Raw genomic sequence first — 23,382 nt, 5'->3', positions numbered from 1 at the left:
CGCAACGATCAAGGGCCGTCCGGCCGGCCTGGAGGCACCACTCGCATGAACGAGACCCGATGAACGTCACCCGGGGCTTCGCCGGGCGTCCGCGCGTCCGCAACGACGGACTGCCGCCCGGCCAGTACGACGCCCGCGACGACTGGCCCGTCCTGTCCGCGGAGGTCACGCCGGAGCTGGCGACCTCGCAGTGGACGTTCACCGTCGACGGGCTGGTCGCCGAGGAGCGCACCTGGTCCTGGGACGAGGCGCACGCGCTGCCGCCGTCCGCCTACGAGGGCGACATCCACTGCGTGACGAGCTGGTCGAAGTTCGGGGTGCGGTTCGCGGGCGTGTCGCTCGACGCGTTCCTCGATCTCGCCCGCCCGGCCGCCGAGGCCACCCACGCGGTCGCCTACTCGCACACGGGCTACACCACGAACCTGCCGCTCGCCGATCTGACCGGCGGACGGGCCTGGATAGTCTGGGAGTACGGGGACGAGCCGCTGCCCGCCGAGCACGGTGGGCCGGCGCGGCTGATCGTGCCGCACCTGTACTTCTGGAAGAGCGCCAAGTGGATCGCGGGCATCCGTCTCCTCGACCACGACGAGCCGGGTTTCTGGGAGCAGAACGGCTACCACCACCGCGGCAACCCCTGGGAAGAGCAGCGCTACTCCGGTGACTGAGACCTCCATGCCCCCGACGACTCCCACCGCCTCGGCACCCCCCTCGCCGTCGGCGCCCCCCTCGCCGTCGGCGGCTGCCGCCACCGCGGGCCGGGCGCCCGCGACCCGGTTCGCCGTGCCCGGCCGGATCGCGGTGAGCAACCGTGCCGCGGCCACCTGGCAGCGTGCCACCCTCACCGAGATCCGCCGGGAGACACCGCACGCGGCGACCTTCCGGTTCGCCGTGCCCGCGTGGGCGGGGCATCTGCCCGGCCAGCATCTGATGCTCCGGCTGCGGGCGGAGGACGGTTACGTCGCCCAGCGGCACTACTCGATCGCCTCGCCCCCCGACGACGACGGACACGTCGAACTCACCCTCGACCACGTCGACGGCGGGGAGGTGTCCGGCTGGTTCCACACGGTCGCCAAACCCGGCGACGAGGTCGAGCTGCGCGGACCGCTCAGCGGGTTCTTCGCCTGGCCCGGCGACCGGCCCGCCCTGCTGATCGGGGCGGGCTCCGGCGTCGTACCGCTGATGTCGATGGTCCGCCACCACCGGGCGCGGAACCTGACGGTGCCCCTGCGGCTGCTGGTGTCGGCCCGCGGTCCCGAGGAACTAATCTACGCGTCGGAGTACGGCGCGGAGACCACGACGGTGTTCACGCGCAGCGCCCCTGAAGGTGTGGTCGTGGGCCGTGTGACGGCCGCACATGTGGCGCGCCTCCTGGCCGACCGGCCCGATGGTGGGTGGGAGGCCTATGTGTGCGGCTCGAACGGGTTCGCCGAGCACGCCTCGCGGCTGCTGGTGGAGGCGGGTCAGCCGGTGGACCGTATCCGGATCGAACGCTTCGGCTGACCGCCCCTTCGGGCCCGGTCTTCGCGTCGTCAGCCGGACCAGGTCCACTCGGCGACCTCGGGCAGGTCGGTGCCGTGTTCGCGGATCCAGGCCTCGTGGCGGGTGTGCACGTCGGCCATCCGCTGGCGTACGGGGGCGGCGCGCACGGCGAGGCCCGGGACGCGGTCGATGACGTCCATGACGAGGCGGTACCGGTCCAGGCCGTTGCGGACGACCATGTCGAAGGGGGTGGTGGTGGTACCCGACTCACGGTAGCCGCGCACATGGAGGTTGGCGTGGCCGGTGCGCCGGTAGGCCAGCCGGTGGATCAGCCAGGGATAGCCGTGGTAGGCGAAGATCACCGGCTTGTCCACGGTGAAGAGGGCGTCGTACTCGGAGTCGGCCATACCGTGCGGGTGTTCGCCCCGCGGCATCAGCCGGGCCATGTCGACGACGTTGACGACACGGACCGCCAGATCGGGCAGGTGGGTGCGCAACAGCGCGGCGGCGGCCAGGACTTCCTGGGTGGGTACGTCTCCGGCGCAGGCCAGCACCACGTCCGGTTCGCGGTTCCCGTTCTCCGTGCCGGCCCACTCCCAGATGCCCGCGCCCCGGGCGCAGTGGGCGCGGGCCTGCTCCATGGACAGCCAGTCGAAGCAGGGCTGCTTCCCGGCGACGATCACGTTCACGTGGTCGCGGCTGCGCAGGGCGTGGTCCGCCACGGACAGCAGGGTGTTGGCGTCCGGCGGCAGATAGACCCGGACCACCTCCGGGCTCTTGTTGAGGACGTGGTCGACGAAGCCCGGGTCCTGGTGGGAGAAGCCGTTGTGGTCCTGGCGCCAGACGTGCGAGGTCAGCAGGTAGTTGAGGGAGGCGAGCGGCGCCCGCCACGGCAGCTCCCGTGACGTCTTCAGCCACTTGATGTGCTGGTTGACCATGGAGTCGACGATGTGCACGAACGCCTCGTACGACGAGAACAGACCGTGCCGGCCGGTCAGGAGATAGCCCTCCAGCCAACCCTGGCAGAGGTGTTCGGACAGCACCTCCACCACGCGGCCGTCGCGGGCGAGGTGTTCGTCGGTGTCGAGGGTCTCCGCCTGCCAGGCCTTGCCCGTCGCCTCGTACAGCGCGCCCAGGCGGTTCGACTCGGTCTCGTCGGGGCCCACCACACGGAAGTTCCGCCGCTCGGCCGTGTCGGCCATGATGCGGGCGAGCATGCCGCCCAGGACCCGGGTGGGCTCGTGGGTGCTCGCGCCGGGCTTGTCCACGGGGACGGCGAAGTCGTCCAGGTCCGGCAGGGGCAGCGAAGTCAGCAGCAGACCGCCGTTCGTGTGCGGGTTCGCGCCGAGGCGGCGGGAGCCCTCGGGCACACCGTCGAGGACGAGGCGGGTGGGCCGTCCCTCGGCGTCGAAGAGTTCCTCGGGGCGGTACGAGCGCAGCCAGGCCTCCAGCTGCCGCAGGTGCTCGGGGTTCTCGCGGACGCCGGAGAGCGGGACCTGGTGGGAACGCCAGGTGCCCTCGACCGGCTCGCCGTCGACCTCGGCCGGGCCGGTCCAGCCCTTCGGGGTCCGCAGGACGATCACGGGCCAGCGGGGACGCCCGCTCCCCACGCCCTCGCTCGTGCCACCGCGGGCCTTGCCGCTCTGTCCCTTGCCGCTCTGTCCCTTGGCGCTCTGCCCCCTGCCGCTCTGGCCCTTGCCGCCCTGGCCGGTCCTCCCGCCGCGGGCCTCCTGCTGGATCTCGGCGATGCGGTCCAGTGCCTGGTCCATCGCCTTCGCGAGTTCGCGGTGTACGCGGCGGGGGTCGTCGCCGGACACATGGATGGGGTCGTGTCCGTATCCCCGCAGGAGTTCGTCGAGTTCGGCGCGCGGCAGCCGGGCGAGCACGGTGGGGTTGGCGATCTTGTACCCGTTGAGGTGCAGGACGGGCAGGACGGCGCCGTCGTGCACCGGGTCGAGGAACTTGTTGGAGTGCCAGGAGCCCGCGAGGGGTCCCGTCTCGGCCTCGCCGTCCCCGATCACACACGTGACCAGCAGGTCCGGGTTGTCGAAGGCCGCCCCGTACGCGTGGGCGAGCGAGTAGCCCAGCTCACCGCCCTCGTGGAGGGAGCCCGGGGTCTCGGGGGCGACATGGCTGGGGACTCCACCGGGAAAGGAGAACTGCCGGAAGAGGCGTTCCATGCCGGAGGCGTCCCGGGTGATGTCCGGGTACGTCTGTGTGTAGCTGCCCTCCAGCCAGGAGTTCGCGAGGACCGCGGGGCCGCCGTGGCCGGGTCCCCACACGCAGATCGCGTCGAGGTCGCGCTCGGCGATGACACGGTTGAGATGGGTGTGCACCAGGTTGAGGCCGGGCGAGGTGCCCCAGTGTCCGAGCAGCCGCGGCTTGATGTGCTCTGGTTTCAGCGGCTCGGTCAGCAGCGGGTTGCCGAGCAGGTAGATCTGACCGACGGCCAGGTAGTTCGCGGCACGCCAGTGTGCGTCGAGCGCCGCCATGCGGTCCTTGGCCATGGTGAGGGACTCCTGTTCCGAGGGTGCCGATGGTTCCGGGGGGGGTGAGGGGGTTGCGATGGTTTCGAGGGGGCGGTACGCGGGTTCCACACGGGGCGCCGATCAGTCGTGGGAGGACGGGTTGTTCGGCCGTTCGTGTTCGGCGGCCCCCGCTCCGTGCGGTGGCCGTCGTCCCCGGTGGCGGCCCTGCCACGGGCGCCCTCCTGACGCTCGCACCGGCCGCCCACCGGGCCGTCGGTGGCAAACCGGCCTCTGGAAGGGTCCGTTCGGCCTACACGGGGCACACGCACGGTGTACGGCGGTGGCTCGGGCGGCGCGGCACGGTCGCGGGTGCTGAGGAGGCAGGACATGCGGACGCGGGAACAGCGGGCGAGCGAGAAGCGGGCGCGGGTGATCGGGCGGCGTTGGCGGCACAATCCGCTGTGCCGCCGTGCGGACGTGGTCGAGGCGTGGACCGCGCTGGTCGTCTCATTCGCGCTGTGGGCCGGTGCGCCCCTGGCCGGGCTGGCGGCGGGCTGGTGGGCGTACGACGGTGCGCGATCGACGGCGGCGGAGCAGCGGGCCGAGCGTCACCGGGTCCTCGCGGAGATCGTCGGGGGGTCGCACGCCTTCGCGTCCGGCGGCGAGGGGGACCGGCGGCCGGTCAAGCGGGTCAGCGTCCGCTGGACCGAGCCTGGCGAGCGGGCGCGCACGGGTGAGACGCGGGTGCCCGCCGGAGCCGGGGCCGGCGACCACACGTACATCTGGCTGGACCGCCAGGACCGGATCGTCCCGGCTCCTACGAGCGGCACGGTGGTCTGGCAGCACACCCTGGCGGTGGGCGCCTGTGCCGCGGGGGTGGCCGCGGCCGGCGTGCTGGCCCTGCACGCCCTGGTACGCCGGGTCGCCGCACGCCGTCGGCTGGCCGAGTGGGAACGGGAGTGGGCCCGTACGGGGCCGGAATGGGCGCGGGACAGGGCCTGACGGGCGGGACGGCCCGGGCGGCGACGAAAGCGGCCTGTCCGTCCGCGAGGATCGGGCTCAACCAGCCCTGTGACGAGCCCGGTTGCCCGCTGGCCCCTGTCGCCGGCAGGCGGTGCCCGGGGCCCGGAGGTACGCCGAGCAGACGCATCGCCTGGCACTTCGGGATCGTGAGGAGTGCTCCTCGGGCATTCACCACGGGGAGACGTGGTCCGTCGAGGCGGAGCCATTGGCCTGGCGGCCATCGGACACCGCCCGTACGGTGTGGATCATCCGCACCCTCATTCGTAGCAAAGGCGGTCCTCCATGGCCTTGTTCGACCTTCCCCTCGATCAACTGCGGGAGTATCGCAGCGCGTCCGTGGAGCCCGAGGACTTCGACGCCTTCTGGGGAAAGACGCTGGAGGAGGCGCGCGAACACGACCTGGACGCCCGCTTCGAGCCGGTCGAGACGCATCTGCGGAACGTCACGGTGTACGACGTCACGTTCGCCGGGTTCGGCGGCCACCCGGTGCGGGGCTGGCTGACCCTGCCGGCCGGGGCGGACGCGCCGCTGCCCGCGGTCGTGGAGTTCATCGGGTACGGCGGCGGACGCGGTCTCTCGCACACGCATCTGCTGTGGGCCTCGGCCGGGTTCGCGCACTTCGTGATGGACACGCGGGGCCAGGGCGGTGCGTGGGGCGGCGGCGGTGACACCCCCGACCCCGTGGGCAGCGTGCCCGCGTATCCCGGGTTCATGACGCGGGGCATCGACGCCCCCGAGAACTACTACTACCGGCGGGTGTTCACCGACGGGGTGCGGGCCGTGGCGGCCGCGCGTTCCCATCCGCTGGTCGACGCCTCGCGGACCGCGGTCGTCGGTACGAGTCAGGGTGGCGGTATCTCGATCGCGGTGGGCGGGCTGGTGCCGGACCTGGTGGCGGTCGCGCCGGATGTGCCGTTCCTGTGCGACTACCCGCGCGCGACGAGGCTGACGGATCGGGATCCGTATCGGGAGATCGGCAACTATCTGAAGACGCATCGTGGGCGGACCGAGCCGGTGCTGCGCACGTTGTCGTACTTCGACGGGGTGCACTTCGCCGCGCGGGGGCGGGCGCCTGCGCTGTTCTCCGCGGCGCTGGAGGATCAGACGTGTCCGCCGTCGACGGTGTTCGCGGCGTTCAACGCGTGGGGGAATGCGGACAAGGGGATCGAGGTGTACGACTTCAACGACCACGAGGGTGGGGGGCCGTATCAGGAGGCGGTCAAGTTGGCTTGGCTGCCGGCGTATTTCTGAACGGGGCTTGATTGGTGGCGGGCGGGGCGTCGGGGTTGTCGGGTCGCTGCGGGCCGGTGGGGGCTTGTCGCGCCGTTCCCCGCGCCCCTCAGGAGGTACGGCCGCGGGTCGTCCTGGCAGTGCGGGTCCGTGGTGGGTTGTCGCGCCGTTCGCCGCGCCCCTGGGTAGGGGGGTGGGGTTCGCTCGCGAGTGCGGGGCCGGCGTGGCCGGGCGCAGGGGACGCCGGCCCGTCTGATCGCTTTCGTTCGATCCGACCAGTCGGTATGTTGCGGGAGGTGGGGTGCCATCGGGCCCGGTCTGCCGGCGGATGACGGAGGAGCCATGTTTCAGGTTCAGGGGCGCTGCGAGACGCGTTTCGCGGCGGTGCGTGACGCGTTCGAGCGGAACTTCCGCGATCGCGGGGAGCTGGGCGCGGCCGTGAGCGTCACGGTGGGCGGCGAGGTCGTGGTGGATCTGTGGGGCGGCTGGGCCGACGCGGCCCGGACGCGCGCCTGGGAACGGGACACCCTCGTCAACGTGTGGTCGACCTCGAAAGGGCCGACGGCACTGTGCGCGCACATCCTGGCCGACCGCGGACTGCTCGACCTGGACGCTCCGGTGGCCGCGTACTGGCCCGAGTTCGCGGCCGCTGGCAAGGAGTCGGTGCTCGTACGGCATCTGCTGTCGCACCGGGCGGGTCTCGCCGGGCTGCGTGAGCCGCACTCGCTGGAGCAGCTCTTCGACTGGGAGCTCACCACGAAGCGCCTCGCGGCGACGGAGCCCTGGTGGGAGCCGGGGACGGCGTCGGGCTATCACGCGCTGACGTACGGCTTCCTGGTCGGTGAAGTGGTGCGCCGTGTCTCGGGGTTGCTGCCGGGCGCGTTCCTGCGGCGCGAGGTGACCGGGCCGCTCGGCATCGACTTCGGCATCGGGCTGCCGGAGGCGGAGGCGGGGCGCGCGGCCGAACTGGTGCATCCGCCGGCCGCCGAGCCGGGCGAGCAGGCGGCGATCTTCAGCCAGTTGGCGCCGGTGGCGCTGGCAGCGCTGACGAACCCGGCGGCGGGCGCGGCCGAGGCCAACACGGCGGCGTGGCGGGCCGCCGAACTCCCGGCCGCCAACGGGCACGGTACGGCCCGGGCGGTCGCCGCGCTGTACGGGATCTTCGCCGGCCGGGGCTCGTACGGGGCGCACCGCGTCCTGTCCCCCGAGGCCGCCGAGCGGGTCCGCGAGGGACAGGGCGCCTGCCGCGACCTGGTGCTCGGCGCCGGTCTGGGGAGCGAGACGGAGATCGGTCTCGGCCTCTGGCTCAGCGGCTCCAACCACTCCTACGGCCCTAACCCCCGAGCTGTCGGTCACGACGGCTTCGGCGGTTCCTGCGGTCTGGCCGACCCGGAGGCGGGTGCCTCCCTGGGGTACGTCATGAACCGTATGGGGCCGCACATCGCCGACGACCCACGGAAGACGGCGCTCGTCGACGCCCTATACAAAGCGCTCTGAGGACAGGGCCGGACGGGCTGGAATCGGCCGATCCGCCGGGACGCACTTCCAGCATGGTTTAGACCAATGCTAGAGATGGTCACGTACGAGGAACCGCGCCTTCCAGCCCCATGACCAGGGCTGGTGCGGCGCGGGTCCACAGCCCGCACGGCTACGTCTTGTCACAAGGGGAGCGCGGACATGGCCCGCAGCACCACGCACGATGACCCTCAGCCGCTGTACTCGCGGATCGCCTCGGAGTTGCTCGGGGCCCTGCGCGACGGATCCGTTCCGCCCGGCGAACGGCTGCCGGGCGAGCGGCAGTTGGCCGCACACTTCGGAGCCAGCCGGGAGACGGTCCGGCAGGCGCTGGACATCCTTCGCCGGGACGGCCTGGTCTCCACCGACCGGCGCGGCACCCATGCGAAACTGCCCGGCCTGCCGGCCGGGCACCTCCCGTCGCTCGGCTTTCCGCTCGGCGCCGACACGACCCCGTCGCGCGCCGTCGACCGTGCCACCGTGACCTGGGAGACTCCCCCGCCGGCGCATGCGGTGGCGCTGGGTCTGGCCCCGTGTCGGCCGACCCTGGTGCACCGCTACGAGTCCGCCGCCCCGGACGGGCACGGGCGGCGGACCGCGGTGACGTCGTTCTCCGCGGTCGCGCTCTCGGAGGTCGAGGAACTCGCCCGCTACCGCGACCGCGCCGACGGTACGTCGTCGGCCCAGCTGCGGCGCGTGTACGACTGGATGCGCCGGGCGGGGCTGACCCTGCACCACCGCGACTCCATCACCGGGCCCGGCGACGCGGTCTCGGTGCGGGTGACGCGGCGGGTGCACGACCAGTACGCCCGCCCCCTGGAGATCACCGATCTGGTGGTGGACGCGGAACAGGAAGCACTGGTCTACGAGTTCACGCTCCCGGCGGTCGCCGGGCCGCACGGGCCGTAACGGCCGGCCGGAGACGCGCGGGGGGGGGCTCCGGCCGGCGGCGGGTGTGGCGGTCAGCGGGAACCCGGGGCGCCGACCGCCTCGCGGTGCTCGTCCTCCTGTCCGGCCGGGGCGCGCTGCGGCAGTTTGGCGCCCTCGATGTCCACGTCGGGCGTGACCCGGTCGAGCCAGCCGGGCAGTCCCCAGGCGCGGCGGCCGATGAGTGCCATCGCGGCCGGGACGAGGGTCATCCGGACCACGAACGCGTCGACGAGGACGCCGAAGGACAGCGCGAAACCGATGGACTTGATGATCGGGTCGTGGTTGAAGACGAAGCCGCCGAAGACCGCGACCATGATCAGCGCGGCGGCGCTGACCACCCGGCCGCTGCGCGCCACGCCGTGGACGATGGCCTCGGACGCGCTGCCCGTCCGCTCGTAGTGCTCGCGCATCCGGCTCACCAGGAAGACCTCGTAGTCCATGGCCAGGCCGAAGAGGACACCTATGAGCAGGACGGGGAGGAAGCTGGTGACGGGCCCGGCGGACGGGATGTCGAGGACGCCGTTGAGGTGGCCGTTCTGGAAGACCCACACGGTGGCGCCGAGGGACGCGGCGACCGACAGCAGGAATCCGAGGGCGGCCTTGACCGGGACCAGCAGCGACCGGAAGGCGATGGTCAGCAGGATCAGCGCCAGGATCACGATGATGGCGACGAACAGCGGGAGGGCGTCGGACAGTTTGCCCGCGACGTCGATGGCAGCGGCGGTGGCGCCGGCGATGTAGAGGGTGCCGCCCGCCTTGTCGACACCGGGTGCGTTGTCCCGCAGCCGGTGCACCAGGTCCGTGGTGGCCTGGGCGTCCGGGCCGGTCTTCGGCACGACCGCGACGACCGCGAGGCTGGAGTCCGGGTTGGTCACCGGCTTGGCGACGGCGGCCACTCCGGAGTCACCGGCCAGGCTCGTACGCAGCCGGGTGAGTGTCCCGGTGCGGTCGGCGGCCGGGATCCCGCCGGTGTCGACGACGGCGGTGACGGTCGCGTTGAAGCCGACCCCGAAGCCCTCGCTCAGCAGGTCGTAGCTCTTGTGCTGGGTGCTGTCGACGGGCTGGGAGGCGTACCCGGGCAGGCCCAGCCGCAGGTCGCGGGCGGGCAGGGCGAGCGCGAGGAGACCGACCACACCCACCAGGAGAACGATCACGGGCTTGCCGGTGACCAGACGGGCCCAGCCCAGGGCCCAGGAACCGGGGGCACGCTCGGAGCGGCGGGGGCGCGGGCGCAGCCGTTCGCCGAACATCCCCAGCACCGCGGGCACCAGGCTGACGGCGATGAGCACGGCGAGCAGGACGGTCACCGCGGCGGCCAGGCCCATGATCGTGAGGAACGGGATGCCGGTGACCGCCAGCGCGGAGAGCGCGATGATCACGGTCGCTCCGGCGAAGACGACGGCACCGCCCGCGGTGGCCACGGCCCGCGCGATGGAGTCCTCCACGTCCATGTCGGGATCGGCGAGCTGCTCGCGGTGGCGGGAGAGGATGAACAGGGCGTAGTCGATGCCCACCGCCAGGCCGATCATGAGGGCGAGCACGGTGGCGGTGCTGGTCATCTCGACGAAGCGGGAGACGAACTGGACGCCCAGCACGCCGATCGCGACCCCCACGACGGCGGTCAGCAACGGGAGTCCGGCCGCGATCAGCGAGCCGAGCGCGAAGGCCAGGACGGCGAAGGCGATGACGACGCCCACGATCTCCGCCGGGCCGCCGACCTCGGTCTTCGGCTGCATCGCCGAGCCGCCGAACTCGACTTCGAGACCGGCGTCCCGGGCCTGCTCCATCGCGTCCGACAGGGCGTCCTTGGACGTCTCGGGCACGCTGTCGGCCGCCTGGCGGAACAGCACGTCGGAGTAGCCGATGCGCCCGTTCTGCGAGACCGTCCCGGTCCCGGCCGGATCGGAGACGTTCACGACGCCGGGCACCCCGGCGGCCTTCTTCAGGCTCGCGGTGAGGGCCGCCTCGGCCTCGGGCTCACTGAGCTTGTCTCCGTCGGGGGCGGCGAACACGACCCGGGCCACCCCGCCCGCGGCGGCAGGGAACTTCTCCTTCAGCAGTTCCTGGGCCTTCTGCGACTCGATCCCCGGCACCGAGAACTCGGTGCTCACCTTGCCGTGCAGGGTGATCCCGAGGCCTCCGACCACGCCGAGCAGCAGCAGCCAGACGGCCAGGACCCTGCCCCGGCGGCGTACCGCCCATCGTCCCCAGGTGTACAGGCGTGACGCCATAGCCCGTCTTCCTCCCTCTCCCCGCAGGCCCCTGTCGGACCGCGACATCTCTACACCCTAGAGCATTTTTACAGTCCGATGTAAATTAACTATCGGTGGTAAAGTGGCGCCATGATGAGTGACGGCCTACGGGAACGCAGCAAGGCGCGACGCCGGGAGGCGATCGTCCGCGCGGCCTACGAGCTGTTCGCCGACCACGGGTTCGAGGCGACGACGATCGCCGACATCGCGGCGGCGGCGGAGGTCTCACCCCGTACGGTGACCCTGTACTTCCCGTCCAAACTGGAACTGGCGATGTCGGAGTTCGACTCCGTCACCGACCGGGTCAGGACCGCCGTGCACGACCGGGAGCCCGGTCTGACGATCCTGGACGCGCTGGAGCGCTGGCTGCGCGAGGAGATCGCCGACCCGAGGGGCCTGGCGGATCTCACCGACCGCGTGCTGGAACTGAACCCGCAGTTGCGCGCGGTCGCCGAGGCGCGGCTGACGGAGGTCATCAAGTTCGGCGCGAAGATCCTCGCCGAGGAGCAGGGCAGCTCTCCCGACGACTTCGGACCGCGCATGGCGTCGGCCGCCGCCGCCGCGGTGGTCAGCGAAGTGTGCTACCGGCCCCAGGAAGCCGACATCGACACGGCGATGGCCTTCCTGCGCGCCGGACTCGCGACCCTGCCACCCGGTCCGGCCTCCTGAGGGACACGCCCCGCGACCGCCGTCCGGGGGCGGTCACACGGGCAAGGCTCTCTTGAAGTACAGGCGCACGACCGACCCCGCCGGATCGAAGGTCTCCGTGAGCAGATCGCTCAACTGACGCACCACCCACATCCCGTGGCCGCGCTCGGCCCGGCGGTCCGGGGGCAGATGCCCGGGGAAGGGCGGCGCCGGGGCAGGCCTCGCCGTACCGATGTCGGAGACCTCGCAGATCACGTACTCGAAGTCGTTGCGCAGGCGCAGAACGCCTCGGCCGCCTCCGTGGCGCACGGAGTTGACCATCACCTCGTGCACCGCTGCGACCATGTCGTGCGTCCGCTGCTCGGGCACTCCGAGACCGCGGGCGTAACTGCGCAGGGCGTGCCGTACGTGCGCCGACCGGTCGCGGCCGAAGGGGATGTCGTCACGGCCGGCGGGCAGTTCGCCGGGTTCCGCCGCGTCGCACTCGGCGGAGAAGTCGGCCGGATCCGCGTACTGGTCGCTGGCTGTCGCCGCGCCTGCCCCCAGGGCGAGTTCGGGGTGGGTGCGGGTCGCCGAACGGACCACCGCGGCCGGCAGGACGCGGGTGTCGTACGGGCAGAGTATCCAATGGCCGGTGCCCGCGAAGGCCACGTTGAGCAGGGATTCGTAGCGCATCCACTCACGTGTCTCGAATTCCGTGCGGCCCGGCCAGACGGGCTCGCCGATGATCCGGACCCGGGAAGGACGGCCCGCCCCGTCCGCGTCGTGCTCCGCGCAGTAGGTGTGGTAGCGGCCCAGGGTGCGGGAGGGGCAGCCGTACCAGTCGTCGGCGCGGACGAACTCCACCTCGCCCGAGCGGCGGCCGAGCGCCCGGCCGAGGAGGCCGATGTTCCGGGGCGCGAGGACCGCGAGGACGGTGTCGTCGGCGTGCAGGCCGTCGAGGGCGAACGGGGCCGCGCCGTCGAGGAAGTCCTCGTCCGATCCGTAACACAGCGCCTGGTGGACGAACCCCGGACGGGTCATGGAACCGCTCCCTCCCTCACGTCGCCCTTGTCGAGGCGCAGACCGGGGATCCTGTCCCAGCCGGTGACGCGCATGAGCCGCTGGATGTGCGGGGCCACGCCGTGCAGGACCAGGCTGCCGCCGGAGGTGTGCAGGGACAGGGCAGAGAACACCAGCAGGCGCAGCGCGCCGACATCGATGAACGCCAGCTCCCGCAGGTCCAGCCGGATGCTCGTGCCGTTGACCGGACGGGCCCGGGCGCGGGTGGTCTCGGCCTGCAGGGCCCGGGCCAGGGCCGTCACGTTCGTGTCGTCCACCTCGCCGGCGAGCGCCAGGCCCGGCGGGGCGAAGGTGCGGGTGATGGAGAGCAGTTCGTCGCGCCACACCAGGTCGGCGGCGACCCGCCCGTGGTGCAGCCCGTCGAGCGGCGCCAGTTCGACGTCGTCGAAGACCCTGCGGTCGTACTGGCAGATGCCGAGGACCGGCAGGGACGCGAAGACGGGTTCCAGGAGGAGTTCGCTGTCGTGCAGCGTCTTGAGTCCCTTGCCCGCCTGGCCGCGCATGATCTCCATGCTGACGCGCAGGCCGAGATAGCCGTCCCCGACCGCGCGGCGCGTCTCGCGACGGATCACCTCGTCGAGGTCCCACAGTCCTTCGGGCGTCCCGAGGTGCGGGTCCACCGTCAGCCGGCCGGCGGCGAGTTCGTCGTCGACGGCACAGCCGCGGGACTCCAGGAAGGTGAGCGCGAGCTCGGCCGGCAGATCGGCCGGGCCCAGCACCAGCCCCCGGTGCCCGCTGGCGAGCCCGTCGAGGAGGAACGCGGCGACCACGGTCTCGCGCTCCTCGTCCGCGTCGTAACCGAGCAGCAGATGGTCTCCGGAGCGCATCTCTCCGACCGCTCTGAGCGCGGGCACAACTTCCATTTCCCGCACCTCCCAGATCTCCCGCTCGGTGTGCCGGAACGCTTCCACGCTACGCCGGTCGACACCTCTGCGAGATGATGAGTACCCGATTTCCGTCACCCCGCCGGGACTCGGACACGGGCGTCGCCGAGCGTTAGGGTGACCGCCATCGGTCGGGTGAGGAGGAGCGATGGGCGCCTCGGTACGCGGCGGCAGGAGCGGAAATCTTCCCGCCGAGCCCAATACGTTCGTCGGCCGCACCCCCGAACTCGCCCGAATAGGCTCGCTGTTGGATGCCACCCGCCTCCTCACCCTCACCGGCCCCGGAGGCGTCGGCAAGTCCCGGCTGGCTCTGCGGGCCGCACACGCCGTACAGACCGCGTTCCCCGGCGGGGTATGGCTGGTGGAACTCTCCGACCTGCAGAACGCGGACCTCCTCACGAACTCGGTGGCGGAGGCGACACGGCTGACCGAGCAGACGCTCCGCCCGCTCCTGGTGGCGGTCTGCGAGCATCTCGACGACGGGCCCCTGCTGCTCGTCCTGGACACCTGTGAGCACGTACTCGCCGAGTGCGGCCGTGTCGTCCAGGAACTCCTGGCGCGCGTACCGGAGTTACGTGTCCTTGCCACCAGCCGTCAGCCGCTGGGCGTGCCCGGTGAGCATCTGCTGTCGGTGACGCCGCTGCCGCTCGGCGAGCATGCCGACGCGGTGGCGCTGTTCACGGCCCGCGCCGCCGCCGCAGTGCCGTCGTTCGCGCTGACCGACACCAACCGGGCCGACGTCGCGGCGGTCTGCGCCCGGCTCGACGGGATTCCGCTCGCCCTGGAACTGGCGGCGGTACGCCTGCGCGGCTTCCCTCTCGACCGTCTGCTGCGGGGCCTCGACTCCCGTTTCGACCTGCTCGTCTCGCCCGCCCGGCCCCGGCTCGCCCGGCATCAGACGCTGCGCACGGCGATCGGTTGGAGCCATGAGCTGTGCACCCCGCTGGAGCGGCTGCTGTGGGCCCGGCTGTCCGTGTTCGCGGGCGGCTGGGACGTGGAGGCCGCCGAATTCGTGTGCCACGGGGGCCCGTTGGACGCGGAGGAGATCCTCACCCTGCTCGCGTCACTCATCGAGAAGTCGATCGTCACCCGTGAGAGCGACAGCGTGGCCGGGCGCTACCGCATGCTCGACACCCTCCGCACCTTCGGCGCCGACTGGCTGGAAGGCCTCGGCGAACAGGACGCCGTACGCGCCCGTCATCTCGACTACTTCCGCTGGATCGCCCGGCAGGGGGAGGCCGAGTGGCTGGGCCCCGGCCAGCGCATGTGGGCCGAACGGCTGAGTGTGGAGCACGCCAATCTGCGGGTCGCGCTGGAGGAGAGCCTGGCGGCGCCGGAGCCCGAGTCGGCGCTCGAACTCACCGGCACGCTCTGGTACTTCTGGTTCGCGTGCGGCTTCGCCGACGAGGGGGGCGGCTATCTGGAGCGGGCGCTGCGCCGGGCGCCCGAGGGCGTCCCCGGGCACACCCTGGCGACCTGGGCGCACCGGCTGGTCACCGTCGTACCGGACGACGTGGACGCGGCCGAATCGGTGAGCGCGGCGTATGTGTGGCTGGCTCAGGAGCGTCAACTGCCCATTGCAGCACTGCCGTTGACGGGAGCGAGTCTCGCGGTGCGCGGCGAGTCGGCGCGGTCCGCCCTGCTGTACGGGAGCAACATCCAGGGGCCCGGGGGCGGGGGCGGCGCGGAGTTCTTCCAGCTGCTGACGCTGGCGGTGCAGGCGTATCTGCTGGCCGGGCAGGGCGCGTTCGAGCGGTGCGCGGTGGTCGCGGAGCGGCTGCGCGTCGACTGCGCGAAGCGGGGCGAGCTGTGGATGCGGGCCTGGGGCGACTTCTTCGTCGCCCTCGCCGGGATCGGGCTCGGGCGGCCGGAGGCGGCGCTGCGTTCCGCGCGTGAGGCGCTGGCGGCCAAGTGGCGCGTCCATGACCGGTTCGGCGCGGCAGCCGTGGCCGACCTCCTGATCGCGGCGGAGGCCGCCGCCGGCGAGCCCGAGCGCGCGGCCCGGCTCCTGGGCGTGGGCACCCGGCTCTGGTACACGGCCGGACTCCCCCAGCTCGGCGACATCGAGACGACCGTCTTCCGCCGGGAGTACGCCCGCCGTCTCCGGGCCGCTCTCGGCGACACCGGCTTCGCCGAAGCCGTGCGCGAGGGCCGTGGGCTGGGCCCGGAGGCGGCGATACGGCTCGCGCTGAACGGCGTGGCGGATGAAGTGGATCTCTGACGTCCCACTGCCCGGTCCGCCGACACGGCCGGACGACGGATTGCGGAAACGGCGCACGAGCTTAGTGTCGAAAGCATGTCCACCGGCGCGGCACCACGGGCCCGCGGGCGGCGGGCCACTCCTTCGGCTGAGCACGCGACTACACGAGAAGAGAGGCACCCCCGATGGGAACCTTCACCACCAGCGACGGCACCGGGATCTTCTACAAGGACTGGGGCACCGGTCAGCCGGTCGTCTTCAGTCACGGCTGGCCGCTGAACGCGGACGCCTGGGACGGGCAGGCCCGTCTGGTGGCCGACAACGGCTTCCGCGCCGTCGCCCACGACCGTCGTGGCCACGGCCGCTCCGATCAGCCGTGGCAGGGCAACCACATGGACCAGTACGCGGACGACCTGGCCGAACTCATCGAGGGCCTCGACCTCGACAACGTGATCCTGGTCGGTCACTCGACCGGCGGCGGCGAGGTGACCCGTTACATCGGCCGCCACGGCACCCGGCGGGTCGCCAAGGTCGTCCTGCTGGGCGCCGTGCCGCCACTGATGCTGAAGACGGCGGACAACCCCGAGGGCACCCCTCGTGAGGTGTTCGACGGCATCCGCGCCGGCGTCGAGGCGGACCGCTCGCAGTTCTACTGGGACCTCAGCGAGTCGTTCTACGGCTTCAACCGGCCCGGTGCCGCCGTGTCGGAAGGTCTGCGCCGCTCCTTCTGGCTGTGGAGCATGCAGGTCGGCCTGAAGGCCGCGTACGACTGCGTCGAGCAGTTCTCCGAGCAGGAGTTCACCGAGGACCTGCGCGGCATCGACGTCCCCACGCTGGTCGCGCACGGCGAGGACGACCAGATCGTGGCCATCGGGGCCGCCGCCCTCAAGACGGTCCAGATCGTCAAGGACGCCACGCTCAAGACGTACCCGGGCGCCCCGCACGGCCTGGTCGGCGAGTTCGAGCAGTCCTTCAACGCCGACCTGCTGGCTTTCATCAAGAGCTGACTCCGACGCCGGTGCCGAGCCCGCGCCTCCGTCCTCGGCGGGCCGGGCTCAGAGCCAGCCGTTGCGCCGGAACCCCCGGTGGATGCCGAGGCAGAGGGTGGCGATGACACCGAGGGCCAGCGGATAACCGTACGTCCAGTGCAGTTCCGGCATGTGGTCGAAGTTCATGCCGTAGACGCCGCAGATCATGGTGGGGACGGCGACGATGGCGGCCCAGGCCGTGATCTTGCGCATGTCCTCGTTCTGGGCGACCGTCACCTGGGCCACATGGGCCTGGAGGATCGAGTCGAGCAGCCCGTCGAAGGCGTTGATCTGCTCGGTGGCACGGGCCAGGTGGTCGGCCACGTCACGGAAGTACGGCTGTATCTCCAGGGAGACGGCGGCCGGCGGTTCATGGGCGAGGATCTGCAGGGGCCGGTACAGGGGCACCACAGCACGCTTCAGTTCGAGAAGCTCGCGCTTGAGCTGGTAGATCTGACCGGCGTCGCCGCGGGCGGTGCGCTCGGCGAAGACCGCGGTCTCGACGGCCTCTATGTCGTTCTGTACGGCGTCCGTGACGTCGAGGTAGTCGTCGACCACCTGGTCCGCGATGGCGTGCAGGACCGCCGAGGGCCCTTTCCGGAGCTGGTCGGGCAGGCTCTCCAGGGCTTCCCGGAGCGGACCGAGAGAGCCGTGGCTGCCGTGCCGGATGGTGATCACGAAGTCCCGGCCGACGAAGACCATCACCTCGCCGGTGTCCACGACCTCACTGGTCGCGGTGAGCTGCTCGTGCTCGACGTACCGGACGGTCTTGAAGACGGCGAACAGCGTGTCGTCGTACCGCTCGACCTTCGGCCGCTGATGCGCGTGGATCGCGTCCTCGACGGCCAGCGGATGCAGGCCGAACAGCTTGGCGAGGTCGGCGAACTCCTCCTCGGTGGGCTCGTGGAGACCGATCCAGACGAAGCCGTCCCGGCCCTCGCGGGTCCGGCGGACCGCCTCGCCCGGCGCCCAGTCGCCGGGCTGCCGTCCGCCCTCGCGGTAGACCACGCAGTTCTCCACCGCGCTGCCGAGGGGGGAACGGGCGGGATGGCTGAGGTCCACCGTGCGGCGATAGGCGCGGCGGACCACTCTGCTGAGGTTGCGGATCATGGGCACTGACGGGGCTCCTTCGGTGACCGGGTCAGTGTGCCATCGGTCCGCGACCGCCTCGCCCGCAGGTGCCTGGCGCGACCGGGGCGGGCGGTCCCGTGGGGCCGCCCGCTCCCGGGGCCTGTCGCTATTGCTGTGCCTGGCCGATGTTGACCATCCAGGGGATGCCGAACCGGTCCGTACACATGCCGAAGACGTCGCCCCACATCTGCTTCTCCAGCGGGACGGAGACCGTGCCCCCGGCGGACAGCTTGTCCCAGTAGCCGCGCAGCTCGGTCTCGTCGTCGCCGCTCAGGCTCACCGAGAAGTTGCCGCCCCGCGTGTACTCCACGCCCGGCGGGGTGTCGGCTCCCATCAGGGTGAAGCCGCTCGGGGTCTCCAGCATGCCGTGCATGATGTTGTCGGACTCCGGGGTGCCCGGCGAACCGAAGTCCCCGAAGGTGTTCAGCACCAGCGCGCCGCCGAAGACCTCCTGGTAGAACTCCATCGCCGGCCGGGCGTCGCCGTCGAAGCTGATGTAGGGGTTGAGGCGTGTAGCCATGAAAACCTCCCAGATCGGACGAAACGAGCAGTTGTCCGCAGACTAGCGCGGGCCACTGACAACGGCCCGGACCAGGCGACCGGCCCCTCCCGACCACCTCCGTCGGCGCCGGCCCCACTCATCACCGGCCCCGGTCACCCCGGCGTCAGCCCTTGATGAGGTTCCTGAGTGCGGTGTTGAGTTCGAGGACGTTCACCCGGGGCTCGCCCATGAAGCCGAGCGTGCGGTCTTCGGTGTGCCGGTCCACGAGCGCCCGCACCCGGGCCACGGGCAGGCCGTTCCGCTCGGCGACCCGGTGCACCTGGAGGTCGGCGTACGCCGGGGAGATGTCCGGGTCGAGGCCGGATCCGGAGGACGTCACCGCGTCGGCGGGGACCTGGGACGGCCTGACCTGGTAGCCGGCCGTCGAGTTGTCCTTGACGACCTCGGCCTTGGCCTCCTTCACCGAGGCGATCAGTCCGGCGTTGTCGCCGGAGCGGTTGGTGGCACCCGAGAGGATCAGCTCGTACTGGGTGTTGACCGAGTTCTCGCCCAGGCCGCCCGCGGGCCGGGGCTGGAAGTAGTCGAGGCCGTAGCCCTGCTGGCCGATCAGCGAGGAGCCGACGACCCTGCCGCCCGAGGTGATCTCCGACCCGTTCGCCTTCGTGGGGAAGAGCGCCTGGGCCACGCCCGTCACGGCGAGGGGGTAGAGCACCCCGCAGACCACGGTGAGGACCAGCAGGGCACGCAGACCCGCGCCGAGCAGCCGGGCGGTGTTCGTGACCGAGTTGTTCATGACGATCAGCACGCTTTCGGGAAAGGCCGGGGAGTCACAGCCCGGGGACGAGGGAGAGGAGCAGATCGATGATCTTGATGCCGATGAAGGGCGCGATCAGTCCGCCCAGGCCGTAGACGCCGAGGTTGCGCCGCAGCAGCCGGTCGGCGCTGACCGGCCGGTACCGCACTCCGCGCAGGGCGAGCGGCACCAGGGCGATGATGACCAGCGCGTTGAAGATCACCGCGGAGAGGATCGCGGAGTCCGGCGAGGACAGCCGCATGATGTTGAGCTCGTCCAGGCCCGGGTAGACCGCCGCGAACAGCGCCGGGATGATCGCGAAGTACTTGGCGACGTCGTTGGCGATGGAGAATGTCGTCAGCGCGCCCCGGGTGATGAGGAGCTGCTTGCCGATCTCGACGATCTCGATGAGCTTGGTCGGGTCGGAGTCGAGGTCGACCATGTTCCCGGCCTCCTTGGCGGCCGAGGTGCCGGTGTTCATGGCCACTCCCACGTCCGCCTGGGCCAGCGCCGGCGCGTCGTTCGTGCCGTCGCCCGTCATCGCGACGAGTTTGCCGCCCGCCTGCTCACGCTTGATGAGCGCCATCTTGTCCTCGGGGGTGGCCTCCGCGAGGAAGTCGTCGACGCCCGCCTCCTCGGCGATGGCCCTGGCCGTGAGCGGGTTGTCGCCGGTGATCATGACGGTCCTGATGCCCATGCGGCGCAGTTCCCCGAACCGCTCGCGCATCCCGTCCTTGACCACGTCCTTGAGGTGGATGACACCCAGCACACGGGCGCCCTCGGCGTCGTCGACGGCCACGAGCAGCGGGGTGCCGCCCGCCTCGGAGATCCGGTCGGTCCGGCTCGCCACGTCCTCGGTGACCGTGCCGCCCCGCTCCTTCACCCAGGCGACGACCGAGCCGGCCGCGCCCTTGCGGACCCTGCGTCCGTCGACGTCGACCCCGGACATCCGGGTCTGGGCGGTGAAGGTGATCCACTCGGCGTGCGCCAGCTCGCCCTGGTGGCGCTCGCGCAGCCCGTACCGCTCCTTCGCCAGGATGACGACGGAACGGCCCTCGGGGGTCTCGTCGGCCAGCGAGGAGAGCTGGGCGGCGTCGGCCAGTTCGGCCTCGGTGGTCCCTGCGACGGGCACGAACTCGGCGGCCCGGCGGTTGCCGAGCGTGATGGTGCCCGTCTTGTCGAGCAGCAGCGTGGACACGTCACCGGCGGCCTCGACCGCCCGGCCGGACATGGCCAGGACGTTGCGCTGCACCAGCCGGTCCATGCCCGCGATGCCGATCGCCGAGAGCAGCGCGCCGATCGTGGTCGGGATCAGACAGACGAGCAGCGCCACCAGCACGACCATCGTGAGGTGCGTGCCCGCGTAGTCCGCGAACGGCGGCAGCGTGGCCACCGCGAGCAGGAAGACGATCGTCAGCGAGGCGAGCAGGATGTTCAGCGCGATCTCGTTGGGCGTCTTCTGCCGGGCGGCGCCCTCGACCAGGTTGATCATGCGGTCGATGAAGGTCTCGCCGGGCCTCGTGGTGATCTTGACGACGATGCGGTCGGACAGCACCTTCGTGCCGCCGGTGACGGCCGAGCGGTCGCCGCCGGACTCGCGGATCACCGGGGCCGACTCCCCCGTGATCGCCGACTCGTCCACGGAGGCCACGCCCTCGACGACGTCACCGTCGCCGGGAATGATGTCGCCGGCCTCGCAGACGACCCGGTCGCCGATGCGCAGCCCGGTGCCGGCCACCGGTTCCTCGGAGCCGCTGTCCGTGGACAGCCGGCGCGCGACCGTGTCGGTCTTGGCCTTGCGCAGGGTGTCCGCCTGCGCCTTGCCGCGGCCCTCCGCCACCGCCTCGGCCAGGTTGGCGAAGACGACCGTCAGCCAGAGCCAGGCGCTGATCGTCCAGCCGAACCAGTCGCCCGGGTCCTTGAACGAGAAGACCGTCGTCAGGACCGAGCCGACCAGCACCACGAACATCACCGGGGACTTGACCATCACCCGCGGGTCGAGCTTGCGGAAGGCGTCCGGCAGCGATCTGACCAGCTGCTTCGGGTCGAAGAGACCTACGCCGACCCGGCCTTCGCCGACGCTGCGCCCGGCCGGTGCGCCGGTGTCGGTACCGGGGGCGCTGTCGGGGTCGGTGTCGGTGGGTATGTGTGTCGTCATGATGCCAGCCCCTCCGCCAGCGGACCCAGCGCGAGCGCGGGGAAATACGTCAGACCGGTGAGGACGAGGATCGCGCCCACCAGCAGTCCGGTGAACAGCGGCTTGTCCGTGCGCAGGGTTCCCGCGGTCGCCGGTACGGGCCTCTGTCCGGCGAGCGAACCGGCCAGTGCCAGGACGAACACCATGGGCAGGAACCGGCCGAGCAGCATCGCCAGACCCAGGGTGGTGTTGAACCACTGGGTGTCCGCGTTCAGACCGGCGAAGGCCGAGCCGTTGTTGTTGGCCGCGGACGTGTAGGCGTACAGGATCTCGGAGAAGCCGTGGGCCCCGGTGTTGGTCATCGAGTTGCCGGGGGTCGGCAGGGCCATGGCCGCGGCGGTGAGGACGAGGACCAGGGCCGGGGTGACGAGGATGTACAGGGCCGCGAACTTGATCTCGCGGGTGCCGATCTTCTTGCCCAGGTACTCGGGGGTGCGGCCGACCATCAGGCCGGCGATGAACACCGCGATGATCGCCATGATCAGCATGCCGTAGAGACCGGACCCTGTACCACCGGGTGCGATCTCGCCGAGCTGCATGCCCAGCAGGGTGATGCCGCCGCCGAGGCCCGTGAACGAGGAGTGGAAGGAGTCCACCGCGCCGGTCGAGGTCAGGGTCGTGGACACCGCGAAGATCGACGAGGCACCGACGCCGAAGCGGGTCTCCTTGCCCTCCAGCGCGCCGCCCGCGAGGTCGAACGCGGGGCCGTGGTGGGCGAACTCGGTCCACATCATCAGGGCGACGAAGCCGACCCAGATGGTGGCCATGGTGGCGAGGATCGCGTAGCCCTGCTTCAGGCTGCCGACCATCCGGCCGAAGGTGCGGGTCAGCGAGAACGGGACGACCAGCAGCAGGAAGATCTCGAAGAGGTTCGAGAAGGGCGTGGGGTTCTCGAAGGGGTGGGCGCTGTTGGCGTTGAAGTAGCCGCCGCCGTTGGTGCCCAGCTCCTTGATGGCCTCCTGGGAGGCGACCGCGCCGCCGTTCCACTGCTGCGAGCCGCCCGCGAACTGGCCGACCTCGTGGATGCCGGAGAAGTTCTGGATCACTCCGCAGGCGACCAGGACGATCGCGGCGACCACGGACAGCGGTACCAGGATGCGGACGACACCGCGGACGAGGTCCGCCCAGAAGTTGCCGAGGTCGCCGTCGCGGGAGCGCGCGAAGCCTCGTACGAGGGCGACGGCGACCGCGATGCCGACGGCCGCGGAGACGAAGTTCTGCACGGCCAGACCGGCGGTCTGCACGACGTGGCCCATGGCCTGTTCGCCGTAGTAGGACTGCCAGTTGGTGTTCGTGACGAAGGAGACGGCGGTGTTGAATGCCTGGTCCGGATCGATCGAGGAGAAGCCGAGCGAACCGGGCAGCACCCCCTGCAGCCGCTGGAGCAGGTACAGGAAGAGCACGCCCGCGGCGGAGAAGGCGAGGACTCCGCGCAGGTACGCGGGCCAGCGCATCCCGGTGTCCGGGTCGGCGCCGATGCCCTTGTAGATCCACTTCTCGACACGCAGATGGCGGTCGGAGGAGTAGACCCGGGCCATGTGGTCGCCGAGGGGGCGGTGGACGAGTGCCAGCGCCGCTATGAGTGCCAGCAGCTGAAGGATGCCGGCGAGTACGAGGCTCATGTCGTGCTCAGAACCTCTCGGGGAACACAAGGGCGACGACGAGATAGCCCAGCAGGGCGACGGCCACGATCAGGCCGATGCCCATCTCCATGGTGGATGCGGCGTCGGCGGTCACAGCTTCGTCACCCCCTTGGCGACGAGGGCCACCAGCGCGAAGACCGCGATCGTGGTGACGACGAAGGCCACATCGGCCATCGTGAGCTCCTGGATGTGGTTCCGGATGCGGTGCCGGTGCCCTGGCGGACCGCGCCAGTGCCCCGGCCGAACGCCTTGACCTTCAGAGCAAACATCCGAAGGAACCGCTCGCGGCGCACGTTGACGGCTCTCTGACGCCGTTCCGCACGCTCTTGACGGATCTCATACGCCGCTGCGACGCACCGCTGTGGAGCTGGGGCCCAAAACGACCCGGAGTGTGCCT

At 71.3% G+C, this 23,382-nt stretch carries 19 protein-coding genes; 9 read left to right on the top strand and 10 right to left on the bottom strand.

Annotation, left to right across the window (positions count from 1 at the left end):
* The first annotated feature begins 59 nt into the window (after positions 1-59).
* Positions 60-665 (top strand): sulfite oxidase-like oxidoreductase, encoded by a 606-nt coding sequence (locus tag ACH4DZ_RS28030; protein ID WP_398290130.1) that lies wholly within the window; start codon positions 60-62, stop codon positions 663-665.
* Positions 658-1,500 (top strand): ferredoxin reductase, encoded by an 843-nt coding sequence (locus ACH4DZ_RS28025; RefSeq protein ID WP_398290129.1) that lies wholly within the window; start codon positions 658-660, stop codon positions 1,498-1,500. The genes ACH4DZ_RS28030 and ACH4DZ_RS28025 overlap by 8 nt, the downstream gene beginning before the upstream one ends.
* A gap of 29 nt (positions 1,501-1,529) precedes the next feature.
* On the opposite strand, the gene ACH4DZ_RS28020 is transcribed toward ACH4DZ_RS28025, so the two are convergent.
* Positions 1,530-3,986 (bottom strand): phosphoketolase, encoded by a 2,457-nt coding sequence (locus ACH4DZ_RS28020; RefSeq protein ID WP_398290128.1) that lies wholly within the window; start codon positions 3,984-3,986, stop codon positions 1,530-1,532.
* 348 nt (positions 3,987-4,334) lie between these two features.
* Here ACH4DZ_RS28020 and ACH4DZ_RS28015 point away from each other — a divergent pair, with 348 nt between their 5' ends.
* The 4 genes from ACH4DZ_RS28015 (at position 4,335) to ACH4DZ_RS28000 (ending at position 8,624) form a co-directional block, all read left to right on the top strand.
* Positions 4,335-4,949: a hypothetical protein gene (locus tag ACH4DZ_RS28015; protein ID WP_398290127.1), complete on the top strand. Its 615-nt coding sequence runs from the start codon at positions 4,335-4,337 to the stop codon at positions 4,947-4,949.
* Positions 4,950-5,252: 303 nt separating this feature from the next.
* The gene (locus ACH4DZ_RS28010) at positions 5,253-6,221 is read left to right on the top strand and encodes an acetylxylan esterase (RefSeq protein ID WP_398290126.1); all 969 of its coding nucleotides are present in this window, start codon (positions 5,253-5,255) and stop codon (positions 6,219-6,221) included.
* A 321-nt stretch (positions 6,222-6,542) separates the two neighbouring features.
* Positions 6,543-7,697 carry a serine hydrolase domain-containing protein gene (locus ACH4DZ_RS28005; protein ID WP_398290125.1) on the top strand — a complete coding sequence of 385 codons (1,155 nt, stop codon included), beginning with the start codon at positions 6,543-6,545 and terminating at the stop codon, positions 7,695-7,697.
* A 180-nt stretch (positions 7,698-7,877) separates the two neighbouring features.
* A complete protein-coding gene (locus ACH4DZ_RS28000) occupies positions 7,878-8,624 on the top strand; it encodes a GntR family transcriptional regulator (RefSeq protein WP_398290124.1) in 747 nt (248 codons plus the stop codon).
* Positions 8,625-8,677: 53 nt separating this feature from the next.
* Here ACH4DZ_RS28000 and ACH4DZ_RS27995 read toward each other — a convergent pair whose 3' ends face one another.
* Positions 8,678-10,876 (bottom strand): MMPL family transporter, encoded by a 2,199-nt coding sequence (locus ACH4DZ_RS27995; RefSeq protein ID WP_398290123.1) that lies wholly within the window; start codon positions 10,874-10,876, stop codon positions 8,678-8,680.
* A gap of 111 nt (positions 10,877-10,987) precedes the next feature.
* Between ACH4DZ_RS27995 and ACH4DZ_RS27990 the strand changes: the two genes are divergently transcribed.
* Complete coding sequence (locus ACH4DZ_RS27990) at positions 10,988-11,566, top strand: TetR/AcrR family transcriptional regulator (RefSeq protein ID WP_398290122.1); 579 nt, start codon at positions 10,988-10,990, stop codon at positions 11,564-11,566.
* A gap of 33 nt (positions 11,567-11,599) precedes the next feature.
* On the opposite strand, the gene ACH4DZ_RS27985 is transcribed toward ACH4DZ_RS27990, so the two are convergent.
* Together ACH4DZ_RS27985 and ACH4DZ_RS27980 are read right to left on the bottom strand one after the other, a co-directional pair.
* Positions 11,600-12,568 carry an anti-sigma factor RsbA family regulatory protein gene (locus tag ACH4DZ_RS27985; protein WP_398290121.1) on the bottom strand — a complete coding sequence of 323 codons (969 nt, stop codon included), beginning with the start codon at positions 12,566-12,568 and terminating at the stop codon, positions 11,600-11,602.
* Positions 12,565-13,470: an MEDS domain-containing protein gene (locus ACH4DZ_RS27980; RefSeq protein WP_398290120.1), complete on the bottom strand. Its 906-nt coding sequence runs from the start codon at positions 13,468-13,470 to the stop codon at positions 12,565-12,567. Before ACH4DZ_RS27980 ends, ACH4DZ_RS27985 begins: the two co-directional genes overlap by 4 nt.
* A gap of 169 nt (positions 13,471-13,639) precedes the next feature.
* Between ACH4DZ_RS27980 and ACH4DZ_RS27975 the strand changes: the two genes are divergently transcribed.
* Together ACH4DZ_RS27975 and ACH4DZ_RS27970 are read left to right on the top strand one after the other, a co-directional pair.
* Positions 13,640-15,712: an ATP-binding protein gene (locus tag ACH4DZ_RS27975; protein WP_398290119.1), complete on the top strand. Its 2,073-nt coding sequence runs from the start codon at positions 13,640-13,642 to the stop codon at positions 15,710-15,712.
* Positions 15,713-15,876: 164 nt separating this feature from the next.
* On the top strand, positions 15,877-16,698 hold the full coding sequence (locus ACH4DZ_RS27970) for an alpha/beta fold hydrolase (protein WP_398290118.1): 822 nt from the start codon (positions 15,877-15,879) through the stop codon (positions 16,696-16,698).
* Positions 16,699-16,746: 48 nt separating this feature from the next.
* Here ACH4DZ_RS27970 and corA read toward each other — a convergent pair whose 3' ends face one another.
* From corA to kdpF, 6 genes are all read right to left on the bottom strand, one after another.
* Positions 16,747-17,829, bottom strand: a complete 1,083-nt coding sequence (gene corA / locus ACH4DZ_RS27965) for a magnesium/cobalt transporter CorA (protein WP_398290117.1) — start codon at positions 17,827-17,829, stop codon at positions 16,747-16,749.
* A 127-nt stretch (positions 17,830-17,956) separates the two neighbouring features.
* Complete coding sequence (locus ACH4DZ_RS27960; protein WP_398290116.1) at positions 17,957-18,370, bottom strand: VOC family protein; 414 nt, start codon at positions 18,368-18,370, stop codon at positions 17,957-17,959.
* Positions 18,371-18,515: 145 nt separating this feature from the next.
* On the bottom strand, positions 18,516-19,145 hold the full coding sequence (locus ACH4DZ_RS27955; protein WP_398290115.1) for a potassium-transporting ATPase subunit C: 630 nt from the start codon (positions 19,143-19,145) through the stop codon (positions 18,516-18,518).
* Positions 19,146-19,179: 34 nt separating this feature from the next.
* Entirely contained in the window at positions 19,180-21,303 is a 2,124-nt protein-coding gene (gene kdpB, locus ACH4DZ_RS27950) for a potassium-transporting ATPase subunit KdpB (protein ID WP_398290114.1), read from the bottom strand.
* Positions 21,300-22,964 (bottom strand): potassium-transporting ATPase subunit KdpA, encoded by a 1,665-nt coding sequence (gene kdpA / locus ACH4DZ_RS27945; RefSeq protein WP_398290113.1) that lies wholly within the window; start codon positions 22,962-22,964, stop codon positions 21,300-21,302. The genes kdpB and kdpA overlap by 4 nt, the downstream gene beginning before the upstream one ends.
* 7 nt (positions 22,965-22,971) lie before the next feature.
* On the bottom strand, positions 22,972-23,079 hold the full coding sequence (kdpF, locus tag ACH4DZ_RS27940) for a K(+)-transporting ATPase subunit F (RefSeq protein WP_398290112.1): 108 nt from the start codon (positions 23,077-23,079) through the stop codon (positions 22,972-22,974).
* Positions 23,080-23,382: the final 303 nt, after the last annotated feature.

The sequence above is a fragment of the Streptomyces sp. NPDC017991 genome (assembly GCF_044328075.1).
Classification (GTDB): domain Bacteria; phylum Actinomycetota; class Actinomycetes; order Streptomycetales; family Streptomycetaceae; genus Streptomyces.
Note: the sequence above shows the minus strand (reverse complement) of the source record. Positions and strands in the feature narration are given on the sequence as shown.

Coding starts and splice junctions, on each gene's coding strand:
- ACH4DZ_RS27955 (WP_398290115.1), bottom strand. CDS start 19,145: ATGAACAACTCGGTCACGAACACCGCCCGGCTGCTCGGCGCGGGTCTG.
- corA (WP_398290117.1), bottom strand. CDS start 17,829: ATGATCCGCAACCTCAGCAGAGTGGTCCGCCGCGCCTATCGCCGCACG.
- ACH4DZ_RS27975 (WP_398290119.1), top strand. CDS start 13,640: ATGGGCGCCTCGGTACGCGGCGGCAGGAGCGGAAATCTTCCCGCCGAG.
- ACH4DZ_RS28015 (WP_398290127.1), top strand. CDS start 4,335: ATGCGGACGCGGGAACAGCGGGCGAGCGAGAAGCGGGCGCGGGTGATC.
- ACH4DZ_RS27985 (WP_398290121.1), bottom strand. CDS start 12,568: ATGACCCGTCCGGGGTTCGTCCACCAGGCGCTGTGTTACGGATCGGAC.
- ACH4DZ_RS28000 (WP_398290124.1), top strand. CDS start 7,878: ATGGCCCGCAGCACCACGCACGATGACCCTCAGCCGCTGTACTCGCGG.
- ACH4DZ_RS27990 (WP_398290122.1), top strand. CDS start 10,988: ATGATGAGTGACGGCCTACGGGAACGCAGCAAGGCGCGACGCCGGGAG.
- ACH4DZ_RS27995 (WP_398290123.1), bottom strand. CDS start 10,876: ATGGCGTCACGCCTGTACACCTGGGGACGATGGGCGGTACGCCGCCGG.
- ACH4DZ_RS28030 (WP_398290130.1), top strand. CDS start 60: ATGAACGTCACCCGGGGCTTCGCCGGGCGTCCGCGCGTCCGCAACGAC.
- ACH4DZ_RS27960 (WP_398290116.1), bottom strand. CDS start 18,370: ATGGCTACACGCCTCAACCCCTACATCAGCTTCGACGGCGACGCCCGG.
- ACH4DZ_RS28005 (WP_398290125.1), top strand. CDS start 6,543: ATGTTTCAGGTTCAGGGGCGCTGCGAGACGCGTTTCGCGGCGGTGCGT.
- kdpB (WP_398290114.1), bottom strand. CDS start 21,303: ATGACGACACACATACCCACCGACACCGACCCCGACAGCGCCCCCGGT.
- ACH4DZ_RS27970 (WP_398290118.1), top strand. CDS start 15,877: ATGGGAACCTTCACCACCAGCGACGGCACCGGGATCTTCTACAAGGAC.
- kdpA (WP_398290113.1), bottom strand. CDS start 22,964: ATGAGCCTCGTACTCGCCGGCATCCTTCAGCTGCTGGCACTCATAGCG.
- ACH4DZ_RS28020 (WP_398290128.1), bottom strand. CDS start 3,986: ATGGCCAAGGACCGCATGGCGGCGCTCGACGCACACTGGCGTGCCGCG.
- ACH4DZ_RS28010 (WP_398290126.1), top strand. CDS start 5,253: ATGGCCTTGTTCGACCTTCCCCTCGATCAACTGCGGGAGTATCGCAGC.
- ACH4DZ_RS27980 (WP_398290120.1), bottom strand. CDS start 13,470: ATGGAAGTTGTGCCCGCGCTCAGAGCGGTCGGAGAGATGCGCTCCGGA.